Source organism: Streptomyces durhamensis, assembly GCF_000725475.1.
Classification (GTDB): domain Bacteria; phylum Actinomycetota; class Actinomycetes; order Streptomycetales; family Streptomycetaceae; genus Streptomyces; species Streptomyces filipinensis.
Map to the genome: position 1 here is coordinate 51142 of NZ_JNXR01000011.1, position 14795 is coordinate 65936.

At 72.3% G+C, this 14795-nt stretch carries 13 protein-coding genes; 10 read left to right on the plus strand and 3 right to left on the minus strand.

Annotated features, from left to right (window positions below; genetic code table 11):
* Positions 1-35: 35 nt before the first annotated feature.
* Genes IO33_RS52530 through IO33_RS0117210 form a run of 4 tightly spaced genes read left to right on the plus strand, consistent with a single transcriptional unit; the run spans position 36 to position 3235 of the window.
* Positions 36-620, plus strand: a complete 585-nt coding sequence (locus IO33_RS52530) for a hypothetical protein (protein WP_245235828.1) — start codon at positions 36-38, stop codon at positions 618-620.
* Between the two features lie 3 nt (positions 621-623).
* Positions 624-2150, plus strand: a complete 1527-nt coding sequence (gene miaB / locus IO33_RS0117200; protein WP_031165656.1) for a tRNA (N6-isopentenyl adenosine(37)-C2)-methylthiotransferase MiaB — start codon at positions 624-626, stop codon at positions 2148-2150.
* 55 nt (positions 2151-2205) lie between these two features.
* Complete coding sequence (locus IO33_RS0117205; RefSeq protein ID WP_051926832.1) at positions 2206-2493, plus strand: hypothetical protein; 288 nt, start codon at positions 2206-2208, stop codon at positions 2491-2493.
* 28 nt (positions 2494-2521) lie between these two features.
* Positions 2522-3235: a class III extradiol dioxygenase subunit B-like domain-containing protein gene (locus tag IO33_RS0117210; RefSeq protein WP_031165660.1), complete on the plus strand. Its 714-nt coding sequence runs from the start codon at positions 2522-2524 to the stop codon at positions 3233-3235.
* A 316-nt stretch (positions 3236-3551) separates the two neighbouring features.
* Here IO33_RS0117210 and IO33_RS0117215 read toward each other — a convergent pair whose 3' ends face one another.
* The gene (locus IO33_RS0117215) at positions 3552-3836 is read right to left on the minus strand and encodes an antitoxin (protein ID WP_031165662.1); all 285 of its coding nucleotides are present in this window, start codon (positions 3834-3836) and stop codon (positions 3552-3554) included.
* Between the two features lie 26 nt (positions 3837-3862).
* On the minus strand, positions 3863-4153 hold the full coding sequence (locus tag IO33_RS44250; protein ID WP_031165665.1) for a hypothetical protein: 291 nt from the start codon (positions 4151-4153) through the stop codon (positions 3863-3865).
* 183 nt (positions 4154-4336) lie between these two features.
* On the opposite strand from IO33_RS44250, the gene miaA reads away from it, so the two are divergent.
* The 6 genes from miaA to hflX all read left to right on the plus strand — a co-directional run bounded on the left by miaA (position 4337) and on the right by hflX (position 13089).
* On the plus strand, positions 4337-5275 hold the full coding sequence (gene miaA, locus IO33_RS0117225) for a tRNA (adenosine(37)-N6)-dimethylallyltransferase MiaA (protein ID WP_031165667.1): 939 nt from the start codon (positions 4337-4339) through the stop codon (positions 5273-5275).
* Positions 5276-5382: 107 nt separating this feature from the next.
* Positions 5383-6021, plus strand: a complete 639-nt coding sequence (locus IO33_RS0117230; protein ID WP_031165669.1) for a hypothetical protein — start codon at positions 5383-5385, stop codon at positions 6019-6021.
* A gap of 126 nt (positions 6022-6147) precedes the next feature.
* Positions 6148-7017 (plus strand): diaminopimelate epimerase, encoded by an 870-nt coding sequence (dapF, locus tag IO33_RS0117235; RefSeq protein ID WP_031165671.1) that lies wholly within the window; start codon positions 6148-6150, stop codon positions 7015-7017.
* A gap of 283 nt (positions 7018-7300) precedes the next feature.
* Positions 7301-9601 (plus strand): RelA/SpoT family protein, encoded by a 2301-nt coding sequence (locus IO33_RS0117240; RefSeq protein WP_031165673.1) that lies wholly within the window; start codon positions 7301-7303, stop codon positions 9599-9601.
* A gap of 193 nt (positions 9602-9794) precedes the next feature.
* The gene (locus tag IO33_RS0117245; protein ID WP_078963720.1) at positions 9795-11441 is read left to right on the plus strand and encodes a M1 family metallopeptidase; all 1647 of its coding nucleotides are present in this window, start codon (positions 9795-9797) and stop codon (positions 11439-11441) included.
* A gap of 157 nt (positions 11442-11598) precedes the next feature.
* Positions 11599-13089 carry a GTPase HflX gene (gene hflX / locus IO33_RS0117250; RefSeq protein ID WP_031165677.1) on the plus strand — a complete coding sequence of 497 codons (1491 nt, stop codon included), beginning with the start codon at positions 11599-11601 and terminating at the stop codon, positions 13087-13089.
* An 85-nt stretch (positions 13090-13174) separates the two neighbouring features.
* Here hflX and IO33_RS0117255 read toward each other — a convergent pair whose 3' ends face one another.
* Positions 13175-14398: a trypsin-like serine peptidase gene (locus IO33_RS0117255; RefSeq protein WP_031165679.1), complete on the minus strand. Its 1224-nt coding sequence runs from the start codon at positions 14396-14398 to the stop codon at positions 13175-13177.
* Positions 14399-14795: the final 397 nt, after the last annotated feature.

Consider the following 14795-nt stretch of genomic DNA (forward strand, 5'->3'; position numbering starts at 1 on the left):
CGGGCCGGGACAGGGCGACGGCGGGAGGGGACGGCGTGGACGTCGGAGGAGCGACCGCACCCGTGGTCGCGGTCGTCGGAGTCGTCGGGACGCTGCTGTGCGCGTTGCTGACCCAGCGCGCGGCCGACCGCAGCCGCCGGCGCGAGCGGGAACACACCGAGCAGGTACGGGAGCGGCGCGGACACACCCAGGAACTGCACGCGTGGGCCGCCGCGCAGGGGGTCCCGGGCCGCGCGGTCCTGCCCGGCACCGTGGCCGCGACCGGTGCGGGCGCCCTGGCGGACCGCGGCGTCCGGCGGATCTACCACGCGGCGGTCGCGGTCCCGCGGGCCGGCACCAACGACTACGACGTGCTGCCCTCCGACGTCACCCGGGCCACGTCCCGGCCCCTCGCGGTCCTTGCGGAGGAGCACGCCCGGTTCCTGCCGCCGCTGCGCTCGGTGTGCCTCCCGCTGCTCGGCTCCGCCCGGCGCCCGACCGACGGGCGGCCCGCTGACGGCCCTGCCGCGGGCGCACCGCGCACCATGGGCCGACTTCGGCGGGAAACCGCTGGTCAACGAGGGCGGGCGGGGGCCGTGAGGCGCTGCGACGGAGGCTCTCCCAAGACCGCCTACCCTTGACACATGACCAGCAGCGACCGGAGCCCCGCAGTGGACGTTCACGCACCCAAGAGTTACGAGATCCGCACCTACGGGTGCCAGATGAACGTCCACGATTCGGAGCGGTTGGCCGGGCTGCTCGAGGACGCCGGGTACGTCCGGGCCCCCGAGGGGTCGGACGGGGACGCGGACGTGGTCGTCTTCAACACCTGCGCCGTCCGGGAGAACGCCGACAACCGGCTCTACGGCAACCTCGGCCGGCTCGCGCCCAGGAAGGCCACGCGGCCCGGCATGCAGATCGCGGTCGGCGGCTGCCTCGCGCAGAAGGACCGCGACACCATCGTGAAGAAGGCGCCCTGGGTGGACGTCGTCTTCGGCACGCACAACATCGGCAAGCTGCCGGTCCTGCTGGAGCGCGCCCGTGTGCAGGAGGAGGCGCAGGTCGAGATCGCCGAGTCCCTGGAGGCGTTCCCGTCCACCCTGCCGACCCGGCGCGAGAGCGCGTACGCGGCGTGGGTGTCGATCTCCGTCGGCTGCAACAACACCTGCACCTTCTGTATCGTCCCGGCCCTGCGCGGCAAGGAGAAGGACCGCCGGCCCGGCGACATCCTCGCCGAGGTGGAGGCGCTGGTCGCCGAGGGCGTCTCCGAGATCACGCTGCTGGGCCAGAACGTCAACGCGTACGGCTCCGACATCGGCGACCGCGAGGCCTTCAGCAAGCTGCTGCGCGCCTGCGGGTCCATCGAGGGCCTGGAGCGCGTCCGCTTCACGTCCCCGCACCCGCGTGACTTCACCGACGACGTCATCGCCGCCATGGCCGAGACGCCGAACGTCATGCCGCAGCTGCACATGCCGATGCAGTCCGGTTCGGACACGGTCCTGAAGGCGATGCGCCGCTCGTACCGGCAGGAGCGCTACCTCGGGATCATCGAGAAGGTGCGCGCCGCCATCCCGCACGCCGCGATCACCACCGACATCATCGTGGGCTTCCCCGGCGAGACCGAGGAGGACTTCGAGCAGACCCTGCACGCCGTCCGCGAGGCGCGGTTCGCGCAGGCCTTCACCTTCCAGTACTCCAAGCGCCCCGGAACCCCGGCCGCCACCATGGACGACCAGATCCCCAAGGAGGTCGTCCAGGCGCGCTACGAGCGGCTCGTCGCCCTCCAGGAGGAGATCTCCTGGGAGGAGAACAAGAAGCAGGTCGGCCGCACGCTGGAGCTGATGGTGGCCGAGGGCGAGGGCCGCAAGGACGGCGCCACCCACCGCCTGTCCGGCCGCGCCCCCGACAACCGGCTGGTCCACTTCACCAAGCCGGAGCAGGAGGTCCGCCCCGGTGACGTGGTCACGGTCGAGGTGACGTACGCCGCCCCGCACCACCTGCTCGCCGAGGGCCCCGTCCTCGATGTGCGCCGCACGCGCGCGGGGGACGCCTGGGAGAAGCGCAACGCCGCCGAGGCGGCCAAGCCGGCGGGTGTCATGCTGGGCCTGCCGAAGATCGGCGTGCCGGCCCCGCTGCCGGTCGCCACGGGTTCCGGCTGCGGCTGCGACTGACGGACACGCCCGGCGACGTGCCGGCCATGTGACAACGGGGGACGGGGGCGAGCTGATGCCTCGATGGGCGCTGCTGCTGGACACACCGCCTGGTGAGGGGCCGTACCGCAGGCAGTACGAGCTGATGGCCACGATCGACGGTACGCGCGAGGAGGCCGAGGCGCGGTTCGGGGAGCTGGTACGCCTGTACCAGCCCCGGCATCCGCGGTATCCGGTGCGGATGCGCCGGTACCGCACCGCCGACGGCTGGATGCTGGCCGGGGACGGCTCGTCCGGCGGGGTGTTCACCTACCACTTCCTGTTCACCGAGCTGGAGTGGGACTCGGGGCCGATCACCTACTGACCGCCCCCGGACGCGTAACCTGCCGGTCATGCTTGTCGCCGCCGCACTCTGTCCCTGCCCTCCGCTGCTCGTGCCCGAGGTCGCCGCGGGTGCCGCTCCCGAGATGGACGCCGCACGCTCGGCCTGCTCCGACGCGCTCGGTGTGCTCGCCGCGGCCCGTCCGGACCTCCTGGTGGTCGTCGGTCCGGCCGAGCAGAGCGGGCGCGGATCGTTTCCGCAGGGCAGCCCGGGATCCTTCCGCGGGTTCGGGGTCGACCTCGACGTACGCCTCGGCACCGCGACGGGCGCCGCCGTCGAGCGGGAACTGCCGCCGTCGCTGGCCGTCGGCGCCTGGCTGCTGCAGCGCACCGGTTGGGGCGATGTCCCGATCGAGGGGCTCGGGGTCGGGGTACCGCTCGCGCCCGAGCGGTGTGCCGAAGCCGGAAGGGAGATCGGCGCCCGGGCCGGGCGGGTGGCGCTGCTGGTGATGGGTGATGCCAGCGCGTGCCGCACGGTCAAGGCGCCGGGTTACCTGGACGAGCGGGCGGCACCCTTCGACGCGGAGGTCGCGCGGGCGCTGGGCGCCGCGGACGTGGCGGCCGTCCGGGCGCTGGACGCCGGGCTGGCGCACGAGCTGAAGGCCTCCGGCCGGTCCTCCTGGCAGGTCCTGGCCGGCGCAGCCGAGGGCGCGGACCTGGCCGGCGCGCTGCTGTACGAGGACGCGCCGTACGGCGTGGGGTATGTGGTGGCCACCTGGTCCTGACCCGGCGCGGCGCCCCTGTGGCCGTACGCGGGCATGCGGCGGGGTGCGGCGGCTGTCCGGTCGCGGCGAGTGCGGCGTGGCGGGGTGCGTGCGGGCGCCCGGTTGCACGGCGGGGTGCGGGCGGCCTCGCGGGTGTGGCTGCAGTGGTGCGCGTGCCGGCCGGGGTGTCACGTGGGCGCAGGGGGGTGTGACGGCCCCTGGTCACGGGCCGCGGCGAAGGTATGCGCGGAGCCTCGGCCCCGCGCGCACAAGGGCGGACGGCCGGGAGCCGGTGCGCTCCACGACCGTCCGCCGATCCCTGTGCCCCTCAGCAGACTCACGAGGCCGGTGGCGGGCCCTCCGGCGGGGTGGGGGGCATCGGATGGCCGGTGGCCTTCTGCGGGCCGGGGCCTTCCTTGTGCGCGAGGCGGTCCATCGCCTCCCTGGTCTTGCCGGTGCCCGCCTGGATCCTGTCGCTGTACTTGTGCTTGGTCCGCTCGTCCACGGCCTTCGCGGCCTTCTCGATGCCGTGCTGGACCTTGTCGCCGTGCTGCCGGGCGAGGTCCGACACCTTGTCCCTGGCCGGGCCGAGCTTGTCCTTCATGTTGTCCAACAGACCCATGGTCCACCTTCCCTCGCGGGAGTTACCTACCTGCGGGCGCCCTCGCCGGCCTCGTTGTCGGCGGCCTCATCGGCGGACTGCTGCTTGGGGATGCCGGAACCGTCGGATGCGTCGTCCGCACCGGCGTCCGGCGCCGCCACGTCCTCGCTCCCGTCCCCGGCCGAACCCTTCGCCTCCGCCGAACCGGCCGCCTCCGTCTCCGCCGACTCCGCTTCCGCCACCTCGGCCCCCGCCGACTCCGCGCCGGTCTCCGCCTCGGCGACCGACGCCTCCGGAGTCGCCTTCGACCTGCCGAGGAGTCGTGCAAAAACGCCCATATCCACTCCATACGGTACTCGTGCGGGCGAATTCCCGCGTTACCCGGTGCGTACGGTTGCGCCGCCGGGGTCACCGCCTCCGGCGGACCGGAGGGCGGTACCTCGCCACGGGCAACGACCAGGGACCCCACCTGTCACGTAACTCGTTCGAGACCCCGCCGGGAGGTTTGCGAGACTGGTGCGGTGAGCAGCGCACCCTCCACCCCCCGCGTCATCGCCGTCGTCGGACCCACCGCGGCCGGAAAGTCCGATCTCGGTGTCTTCCTGGCCCAGCACCTCGGTGGGGAGGTCGTCAACGCCGACTCCATGCAGCTGTACCGAGGGATGGACATCGGAACCGCCAAGCTGACGCCGGAGGAGCGCGGCGGCATCCCGCACCACCTGATGGACATCTGGGACGTCACGGTCACCGCCTCCGTCGCCGAGTACCAGAAACTGGCCCGCGCCCGGATCGACGCGCTGCTCGCCGACGGCCGCTGGCCGGTCCTGGTCGGCGGCTCCGGCCTGTACGTCCGAGGTGCCGTCGACAACCTGGAGTTCCCCGGCACCGACCCCGAGGTCCGGGCCCGCCTGGAGGAGGAGCTGGCCCTACGCGGCTCCGGCGCGCTGCACGCCCGCCTGGCCGCCGCCGACCCGGAGGCCGCCCGCGCGATCCTGCCGAGCAACGGCCGTCGTATCGTCCGGGCGCTGGAGGTGATCGAGATCACCGGCCGGCCCTTCACCGCGAACCTGCCCGGTCACGACTCCGTCTACGACACCGTCCAGATCGGTGTCGACGTGGCTCGCCCGGAACTGGACGAACGCATCGCACGCCGCGTCGACCGGATGTGGGAGGCGGGCCTCGTGGACGAGGTACGCGCATTGGAGGCGCAGGGCTTGCGCGAGGGGCGCACGGCGTCGCGCGCGCTGGGCTACCAGCAGGTGCTCGCGGCGCTCGCCGGGGAGTGCACCGAAGCGGAAGCGCGGGCCGAGACCGTCCGTGCGACCAAACGCTTCGCGCGCCGTCAGGATTCATGGTTCAGGCGCGATCCCCGGGTGCACTGGTTGAGTGGGGCCGTGGTGGATCGCGGGGAACTTCCGCAGCAGGCCCTGGCGTTGGTCGAACGACCGGTCACAGCCTGATCACGTCATGGCATCGGGATGCGCCGCCGGTCATCGCGGACTTCGGGACCGTGCCATCATCGAGCTTCGATCGACCAAGTGGAGCCTAGTTGGGAGGGCGCGTGGCGATGGAGGCCAGCCCTCGCGACACCGCACAAAGTGCCGAGCACGTCACCACCGAGGGTGACGAACCGGACCGGGCCGAGGGCCGCGCCCCCGGGGACTGCCGGGCTGAGAACCAGCTGGCCGAAGGCCGGCGCACGGACGCCCGGCCGGCCGAGGGCCTGGTCACCGGCGGCCGGTCGGCCGGGCACGGGCTGACCGAGGAGGTCCTCGCCGAAGCCCGGCTGACGGACGACGGGCCCGACGAGACGCCGGACGGCGTGACCGACGACGGGCCGGAGCCCGAGGAGATGTACCCGGGCGGTCCGGAGGTCGAGGTCGAGCTGCGTCCGCAGCGCCGGCTGCGCATCTGGCAGCTCGCTCCCATCGTGGGCCTGTCCGCCGTCGGCTCCCTGATGTTCGCCTTCCCGCTCGCCTTCGACTTCGGCGACAGCGGTGCCGTGATCGCCATGCTCGGCCTGCTGATCTGCTCCTGCGCCGCCGGCTGGGGCATGATGGCCGCCCGCAGGGTGGGCTACACCTGGCCCGGCCTGCCGGCCCGGGGTTCGGGCCGCCGCCCCGACTGGCGGGTCGTCCTCGGATACGTCCTGCTGGTGGCCGTAGTGGTGATCCTCGCGATGTGGCGCGTGGCAAGGCTCCGCTGAAGCGTGCCTTCTCCGGGGGGCGGGTGACCGCGCGATCAACCCCTGCCGGCCCGCACCGCTCCACCGCCCCGTACCAGCCCCGCCGGCCCGGCCCGGCGGAGCGGGACGACCCCGTACGATCGAGGAATGAGCACACGGATCGCCTTCCTCAAGGGTCACGGCACCGAGAACGACTTCGTGATCGTCCCGGACCCGGAGAACGCCCTCGACCTGAGCCCGGCCGCCGTCGCCGTCCTGTGCGACCGCCGGGCCGGCATCGGCGGCGACGGCGTGCTGCACGTGGTGCGCTCGGCCGCGCACCCGGAGGCCCTGCCGATGGCGGCCGAGGCCGAGTGGTTCATGGACTACCGCAACGGCGACGGCTCGGTCGCCGAGATGTGCGGCAACGGAGTTCGTGTGTTCGCGCGCTACCTCCAGCACGCGGGTCATGTGGGCGAAGGTGACCTAGCGATCGCCACGCGCGCGGGCGTGAAGACGGTCCACATCGCGAAGGACGGTGACATCACCGTCGGCATGGGCCGCGCCCGCCTGCCGGAGGGCGACGTCACGGTCGGCGTCGGCGAGCTCAGCTGGCCCGCGCGCAACGTGAACATGGGCAACCCGCACGCGGTCGCCTTCGTCGAGGACCTCGCCGACGCCGGCAACCTGTACACCCCGCCGCCGGTCACCCCGGCGGACACCTACCCGGACGGGGTGAACGTCGAGTTCGTCGTCGACCGCGGCCCCCGGCACGTCGCCATGCGCGTGCACGAGCGCGGCTCCGGCGAGACCCGCTCGTGCGGCACGGGCGCGTGCGCCGTCGCCGTGGCCGCCGCCCGGCGCGACGGCACCGACCCAGCCGTCACCGGAACCCCGGCCACGTACACCGTGGACCTGCCCGGCGGCCGCCTGGTCATCACCGAGCGACCCGACGGCCAGATCGAGATGACCGGACCCGCCGTGATCGTCGCCGAGGGCGAGATCGACGGCGAATGGCTGGAAAACGCGCTCCGCTGACCCGGCGCAAAGTCGGGGAGAACGCCCTTCGGCTCCCGGATCAGCGGTTTCCGGCGACCGAGGGCGTCCCGTCATCGCGGGCGACCACGGGCGAGTGGCGCAAACCCTAAACCTCCTTTCCGTCGCTCGAATGGGTGATCCGTTTCACGCTCGCCGAGAGGCGGTCAGTCGCACGTGGTGGGCTCGATAGCATCAAGCACCGGCACGGACGGGGGAACGTCGCCATCCCTGAGCCGCGTACGCCCTGGGGCCCCGTCCGCCGGTCCACGAGCCGGAGGTGCCCATGAGTGCGGAGGCCACGAATCCTGCGACCCCTGGCCCGGTGGCGCCCACAGCGTCCGCGGCGGCCGCCGCCCCCGCGGTGCCCCGGGCGGACCGCAGGAAGTCCCGGCCACGGATCGACCTGCGCAGGCTCGGCCGGGCCGCGCTGCTCGGCCCCGCCGTCCGCGGCAAGTTGCCCGACGCGATCAGCCATGTCGCGGAGGCGCACCGCGCCCATCATCCCGACGCGGACCTCGACCCCCTGCGCCGCGCCTACGTCCTCGCGGAGTCCTCACACCGCGGCCAGATGCGCAAGAGCGGTGAGCCGTACATCACCCACCCGCTCGCGGTGACCCTGATCCTCGCCGAACTCGGCGCCGAGACCACGACCTTGACGGCCTCGCTGCTCCACGACACCGTCGAGGACACCGATGTGACGCTGGATCAGGTGCGCGAGCAGTTCGGCGAGGAGGTCCGCTATCTCGTCGACGGCGTCACGAAACTGGAGAAGGTCGACTACGGAGCCGCCGCCGAGCCCGAGACCTTCCGCAAGATGCTCGTCGCCACCGGCAGCGACGTGCGCGTGATGTCGATCAAACTCGCCGACCGCCTGCACAACATGCGCACCCTCGGTGTGATGCGCCCCGAGAAACAGGAGCGGATCGCCAAGGTCACCCGCGACGTCCTCATCCCGCTCGCCGAGCGCCTCGGCGTGCAGGCCCTGAAGACCGAGATGGAGGACCTGGTCTTCGCCATCCTGCACCCCGAGGAGTACGAGCACACACGCCGGCTCATCGCCGACAACGCCGCCCGCCCCGGCGACCCGCTGGCCGAGGTCGCCGACGAGATGCGCGGGGTGCTGCGCGAGGCCGGCCTCCAGGCCGAAGTCCTCATCCGGCCGCGGCACTTCGTCTCCGTCCACCGGGTGGGCCGCAAACGCGGACAGCTGCGCGGCACCGACTTCGGCCGCCTGCTGGTGCTGGTGGGAGAGGACGCGGACTGTTACGGCGTCCTCGGTGAACTGCACACCTGCATGACGCCGGTGGTCTCGGAGTTCAAGGACTTCATCGCCGTACCGAAGTTCAACCTGTACCAGTCGCTGCACACCGCCGTCGCCCGTCGGGACGGCCAGGTCGTCGAAGTCCTCATCCGCACCCACCAGATGCACAAGGTCGCCGAGGCCGGCGTGGTCGCGCTCGGCAACCCGTACGCCCCCGCCTCCGACACCCCCGCCTCCGGTGCCTGCGAGCACCCCGCCGACGGCGAGCGCGCCGACCCCACCCGCCCCGGCTGGCTCTCCCGCCTCCTCGACTGGCAGCGGGCCGCGCCCGACCCCGACACGTTCTGGTCCACCCTGCGCGAGGACCTGGCCCAGGACCGCGAGATCACCGTCTTCCGCCCCGACGGCGGCACGCTCGGCCTGCCCGAGGGCGCCACCTGCGTGGACGCCGCCTACGCCCAGTACGGCGAGGACGCCCACGCCTGCATCGGCGCCCGCGTCAACGGCCGCCTAGCCACCCTCAGCACCGTGCTGAGGGACGGCGACACCGTCCAGCTCCTCATGGGCCAGGACCCGGCCTCCGAGCCGTCCAGGGAGTGGCTGGAGCACGCCCACACGCCCGCCGCCCGCATCGCCATCCAGCGCTGGCTGGCGACCCATCCCGGCGGCGGCGCCGGAGCGGACGAGATGACCGGCGCACGTGCCGAACCCGCCGAGGGCATCCCCGCACCCCACCGCGCCCCCACCGCCGCACCCGCCGACGGCACCGCCCCGCCGCATCCGGCCGACCCCCCCGCCGCACCTCGCCCGGCCGCCGCCGCTGCCGGGGGCGCCGCCGCGACCCGGCCCCGGCGCGCCGACGTGCTCGCGGACCTGCCGAAGGCCGCCGTACGGCTCGCCGGGTGCTGTACGCCCGTGCCGCCGGACGCGATCACCGGCTTCGCGGTACGCGGGGGAGTGGTGACCGTGCACCGGGCGGAGTGCGCGGCGGTGGCGCACATGAAGGGCCGCGGGCGCACGGAGGTCGGCGTGCGCTGGGGGGACACCACCGAGTGCCGCGTCACCCTGGTCGCTGAATCGTTCGGCCGCCCCCATCTGCTCGCCGACCTCACCGAGGCGATCGCCTCGGCGGGTGTCGACATCGTCTCCGCCACCGTCGAACCGCCCAGCCAGCAGCGCGTGCGGCACACCTACACCCTCCAACTCCCCGACGCCGCCCGCCTCCCCGCCCTGATGCGCGCCATGCGCGACGTCCCGGGCGTCTACGACGTGGCCCGCGCCCAGCACCAGACCGGCGGCCCCCTGACAGACGCCGGAGCGTGACGGAGGGCGCCAGGCCGCGCGGGGTGGTCGGTAGATCGCGCGAGCCGGTGCGCAGGCCCGCGCGGTGCCCCGGCGCGCCACTCGGCCGGAACACCGCCCGCCCGTGCGCAGAAGGCTCCCGGAGCCAACCCGTTCGGGTGGGTCGGACGCGCGTCGCCGTCGTGGTGGCAGAGCGCACTGGTAGCGGTGGTGCATGCCGCTCAGCCCCCGCCTCAGCCGCCGCGCCGGCTCCCCGTTCCGGGCCCGCACCTCCCGGCACCGCAAGGCCGCCCTGCTCGCCTCCGCCGTCTCCGTCTGTCTCCTCGCAGCCGCGGCCCCGCCCGAGCCCCTCGGGGTCGGTGACCGGCTCTATCCGTACCTGGGCAACCCGGGCTACGACGTGGCGTCGTACGACCTCTCCCTCACGTACCCCGGCACCAACGAGAAGCCGCTCCAGGCCGTCACCACCATCGAGGCCAGGGCCACCGCCGACCTGGACCGGATCAACCTCGACTTCGCGCACGGCACCGTGCAGTCCGTCGAGGTCGACGGGCACCGCGCGGACTTCGCCACCGTCGGCGAGGACCTGGTCATCACTCCCGACCACTCCCTCGACGAGGGCAGCTGGACCAGGATCAGGGTGAAGCACACCAGCGATCCCGCCGCCGCGAAGGACGAGGACGGGGGGTGGGTGCGCACGACCGACGGCCTCGCGATGGCCAACCAGGCCGACGCCGCCCACCTGGTCTTCCCGTGCAACGACCACCCGTCCGACAAGGCGATGTTCACCTTCCACGTCACCGCCCCGAACGGCTACACCGTCGTCGCCAACGGTCTGCCCGCGGGTGTGGACCGGGCCGGCCGCAGCACCACCTGGACCTACCGCACCCGGCACCCCATGGCCACCGAGCTCACCCAGGTGTCCATCGGCCGGTCCGCCGTGCTGCACCGGGAGGGGCCGCACGGGCTGCCCGTCCGTGACGTCGTGCCCAGCGCCGACGCCAAGGCCCTCGAACCGTGGCTCGCCAGGACGCCCGACCAGATCGCCTGGCTGGAGAGCAAGGTCGGCCCGTACCCGTTCGAGACCTATGGCGTGCTCATGGCACAGGCCTCCACCGGATTCGAACTGGAGACACAGACCCTGTCGCTCTTCGAGAAGAACCTGTTCACCGAGTCCTCCTTCCCCGCCTGGTACAAGGAGTCGATCATGGTGCACGAGCTGTCCCACCAGTGGTTCGGCGACAGCGTCAGCCCCCGCACCTGGTCCGACGTCTGGCTGAACGAGGGGCACGCCACCTGGTACGAGGCCCTGTACGCCGAGGAGTCCGCGCAGCGGTCGCTGGAGAACCGCATGAAGGCCGCGTACGCCGCCTCCGACAGCTGGCGCGCGGCCGGCGGCCCGCCCGGCCGGCCCGAGCCGCCCTCCCCCGGCCAGAAGATCGGCATCTTCCGGCCCAACATCTACGACGGCGCGGCGCTCGTGCTCTATGCCCTGCGGCAGGAGATCGGCCGGCCGGCCTTCGAGCGGCTGGAGCGGGAATGGGTCCGGGAACACCGGGACTCCACGGCCACCAGCGCCGACTTCGTCCAGCTGGCCTCGACGGTCTCCGGCCGCGACCTGAGCGGCTTCTTCCAGGGGTGGCTGTACGGCGTGAAGACCCCGCCGATGCCCGGCCACCCCGACTGGAAGGCGTCCAGCCCCGAGAAGTCCGGCAAGCCGCACCGGAAGGCGTCCGGCTCGCAGAAGGCGGGCAAGCCGCACCGGAAGGCGCCCGGGCCGGTCAGGCAGGGGAAGCATGACCGGAGGGGGTCCGGGCCGGTCAGGTCGCCGAAGGCGGCCGAGCCGCGTACCCCGCGATAACACGGTGACGAGACGTGCCGCCTCGTGCGACCATCTTCGGGTCGGCGCGAGGCGGGACACGGGAATCTCCCGGGGTACTCGTGCGTTGACCACACATACGGTCCCGTAGGACCGTCGTATCGACGCCGAAACGGCATCCCATCGACGTAAGGATCCAATGACCTCCTCTTCTTCCCCTTCCCAGGACACCCAGCGCCTCGCGCACGCCTATCCCGAAGGTCTTCGGGCCGATGCCCTGATGGAAGAGGACGTCGCCTGGAGCCACGAGATCGACGGCGAGCGGGACGGCGACCAGTTCGACCGCTCCGAGCGCGCGGCCCTGCGCCGTGTAGCGGGTCTGTCCACCGAGCTGGAGGACGTCACCGAGGTCGAGTACCGACAGCTCCGCCTGGAGCGGGTCGTGCTCGTCGGGGTGTGGACCACCGGCACCGCGCAGGACGCCGACAACTCCCTCGCGGAGCTGGCCGCCCTCGCGGAGACGGCGGGCGCGCTCGTGCTCGACGGCGTCATCCAGCGCCGCGACAAGCCCGACGCGGCCACGTACATCGGCTCGGGCAAGGCCCTGGAGCTGCGTGACATCGTCCTCGAAACGGGCGCCGACACGGTCGTCTGCGACGGTGAGCTCAGCCCGGGCCAGCTGATCCAGCTGGAGGACGTCGTCAAGGTCAAGGTCATCGACCGTACGGCCCTGATCCTGGACATCTTCGCCCAGCACGCCAAGTCCCGAGAGGGCAAGGCGCAGGTCGCGCTCGCGCAGATGCAGTACATGCTGCCGAGGCTGCGCGGCTGGGGTCAGTCGCTGTCCCGGCAGATGGGTGGCGGTCGTGGCGGCCTGGCCACGCGTGGCCCCGGTGAGACCAAGATCGAGACGGACCGGCGACGGATCCGCGAGAAGATGGCGAAGATGCGCCGGGAGATCGCGGAGATGAAGACCGGCCGCGAGATCAAGCGCCAGGAGCGCCGGCGCAACAAGGTGCCGTCCGTCGCCATCGCGGGCTACACCAACGCCGGCAAGTCCTCCCTGCTCAACCGCCTCACCGGCGCCGGCGTCCTGGTCGAGAACGCCCTGTTCGCGACCCTGGACCCGACCGTCCGCCGCGCGGAGACCCCGAGCGGCCGGCTGTACACGCTGGCGGACACCGTCGGCTTCGTCCGGCACCTGCCGCACCACCTGGTCGAGGCGTTCCGCTCCACCATGGAGGAGGTCGGTGACTCCGACCTGATCCTCCACGTGGTGGACGGCTCGCACCCGGACCCGGAGGAGCAGCTCGCCGCCGTGCGCGAGGTGATCCGGGATGTCGGAGCCACCGACGTGCCCGAGATCGTCGTGATCAACAAGGCGGACGCCGCGGACCCGCTGGTCCTGCAGCGCCTGCTCAGGGTCGAGAAGCGCTCGATCGCCGTCTCGGCCCGTACCGGCCAGAACATCGACGAGCTGCTCGCCCTGATCGACAACGAGCTGCCGCGCCCGTCGGTCGAGATCGAGGCCCTCGTGCCGTACACCCACGGCAAGCTCGTCGCCCGCGCCCACACCGAGGGCGAGGTGATCTCCGAGGAGCACACCGCGGAGGGCACCCTGCTCAAGGTCCGGGTGCACGAGGAGCTGGCGGCGGACCTGGCGCCCTACACACCGGCGTCCGCGGCCTGATCCCAAGGCTGTACCGAAGGCCCGCTCCCCGGTGGGGGAGCGGGCCTTCACGCATCCTCGAAGGGGTGCGGCGCTGCGGCCAGCCTTACCGCCCGGCGAACTTCTTGCTCACCGACTCGTACACGCCCTTGGCCACGGGCCCCAGCCGAGGACCGGCCAGCCAGCCCGAAGTCACCGGGCCGATGGAGGTGTTGGACACCAGCGCCGGCTTGCCGTCGGCACCGGTCTCCACCCAGCCGCCTCCGGAGGAGCCCGCGGTCATCGTGCAGCCGATCCGGTACATCGTCGGCTCCGCCTGGGCGAGGGACAGCCGCCCGGGCTTGTCCTTGCACTGGTACAGCGACTGACCGTCGAACGGAGCCGCCTCCGGGTACCCGGACGCGGTGATGCTGCTGACCTTCGGCACCGCCGGAGCGTTGAAGTTCACCGGCAGCGCCCCGCCGACGGTCTCCTCCAGCGACTTGCCGCTGCCGCCCTGCTCCGGCGTCACATGGATCACCGCGTAGTCGTACGAGGCACCGTTGCCGCCGGTCTCGCCGCCCTGGTCGATCCACTGCTGCGAGGTCTGCGCCGCGTCCGCCCACCACACGCCGTACGGGGCGATCTCCGACCTGGTGGCCTTCTGCAGCTGGTCGGCCGGCTCGGCGGAGTTGTTGTACGACGGCACGAAGGCCATGTTGCGGTACCAGCCGCCCTTCTTGCCGGCGTGCACGCAGTGACCGGCCGTCCAGACCAGGTTGGACTTGCCCGGGTGGGCCGGGTCCTCCACGACCGTGCCCGAGCACACCATGTGACCCTCGGGGGAGTCGAAGAACACCTTGCCCGAGGCGGGCGCGTTGGTGTGGTACGGCGACGCCACCGCCTGGGCCTTCACGGGCTGCGGGGTCGGGTCCGTCACGCCCTGGTCACCGGAGATGTCGTTGTCGTTGACACCCTTGTTCGGGTCGTTGGCGTGCCGCATCCGGCTCGGGTCCCACAGGCCCTTGATGATCGGGTTGATGAAGTCGTTGGCCTCGCGCAGCCAGTCCTTCCTGTTCCAGTTCTTCCAGGCGCCGTTCTTCCACTTGTCGACGTCGATCCCGTGTTCCTTGAGCTTCTGCTTCAGGTCGTCAGGGATCCTGATCTTTCCGTCGCCGGTGCTGACCGCGGTCGCCGAGGCGGACGGACTGCCGCCGGCGTTGTCGTCGCCGTTGCAGGCGGTGGCGGTCAGCGCCAGCGTTGAGGCGAGGGCGACCGCCGCCAGTGCGGGGGAGCTACGGCGGGGGCCCCTCCCTCGCTGAGCGGTGAACGACGGTCGTATGGATCGCATGCTGGTGACTCCCCGTGTGGTGAAGGTACTCGGCGCTTCGGCCGTGACACCGGCCGTGAACCCACAGGGAGTTCACGCCGGTCCCACGGCCGTATGGGAACGGCATCACACACTATGCGGTCCCTGTGGGGGAGTTCCGATGGAACGGCAACGGTTCGGCTACAAGCCGTCTGACCTGGCCGATCATCCGGAGATCTCCCGGTTTGACGTTCACTCACCACGAACGTCCGGTGGATCGCGGTCCCTCTTCGCCCACCGTGCCCGTCCGCTCCTGGCAATGATCTTGAGGAAAGCCGTAACCCGTCGAACACTGCGGGGTTGTAGCGGTGGGGGGCCAGCTGCCTGCATCCGGTCCCCGTGGATCAACACGCCTCTAAGCAGCGGGGAGGACAGCGCG

What these genes read in the sequence shown, in the direction of transcription:
- miaB (WP_031165656.1), top strand. Translation starts at nt 624, where the DNA reads ATGACCAGCAGCGACCGGAGCCCCGCAGTGGACGTTCACGCACCCAAG.
- IO33_RS0117205 (WP_051926832.1), top strand. Translation starts at nt 2,206, where the DNA reads ATGCCTCGATGGGCGCTGCTGCTGGACACACCGCCTGGTGAGGGGCCG.
- IO33_RS0117210 (WP_031165660.1), top strand. Translation starts at nt 2,522, where the DNA reads ATGCTTGTCGCCGCCGCACTCTGTCCCTGCCCTCCGCTGCTCGTGCCC.
- IO33_RS0117215 (WP_031165662.1), bottom strand. Translation starts at nt 3,836, where the DNA reads ATGGGTCTGTTGGACAACATGAAGGACAAGCTCGGCCCGGCCAGGGAC.
- IO33_RS44250 (WP_031165665.1), bottom strand. Translation starts at nt 4,153, where the DNA reads ATGGGCGTTTTTGCACGACTCCTCGGCAGGTCGAAGGCGACTCCGGAG.
- IO33_RS0117230 (WP_031165669.1), top strand. Translation starts at nt 5,383, where the DNA reads ATGGAGGCCAGCCCTCGCGACACCGCACAAAGTGCCGAGCACGTCACC.
- dapF (WP_031165671.1), top strand. Translation starts at nt 6,148, where the DNA reads ATGAGCACACGGATCGCCTTCCTCAAGGGTCACGGCACCGAGAACGAC.
- IO33_RS0117240 (WP_031165673.1), top strand. Translation starts at nt 7,301, where the DNA reads ATGAGTGCGGAGGCCACGAATCCTGCGACCCCTGGCCCGGTGGCGCCC.
- IO33_RS0117245 (WP_078963720.1), top strand. Translation starts at nt 9,795, where the DNA reads ATGCCGCTCAGCCCCCGCCTCAGCCGCCGCGCCGGCTCCCCGTTCCGG.
- hflX (WP_031165677.1), top strand. Translation starts at nt 11,599, where the DNA reads ATGACCTCCTCTTCTTCCCCTTCCCAGGACACCCAGCGCCTCGCGCAC.
- IO33_RS0117255 (WP_031165679.1), bottom strand. Translation starts at nt 14,398, where the DNA reads ATGCGATCCATACGACCGTCGTTCACCGCTCAGCGAGGGAGGGGCCCC.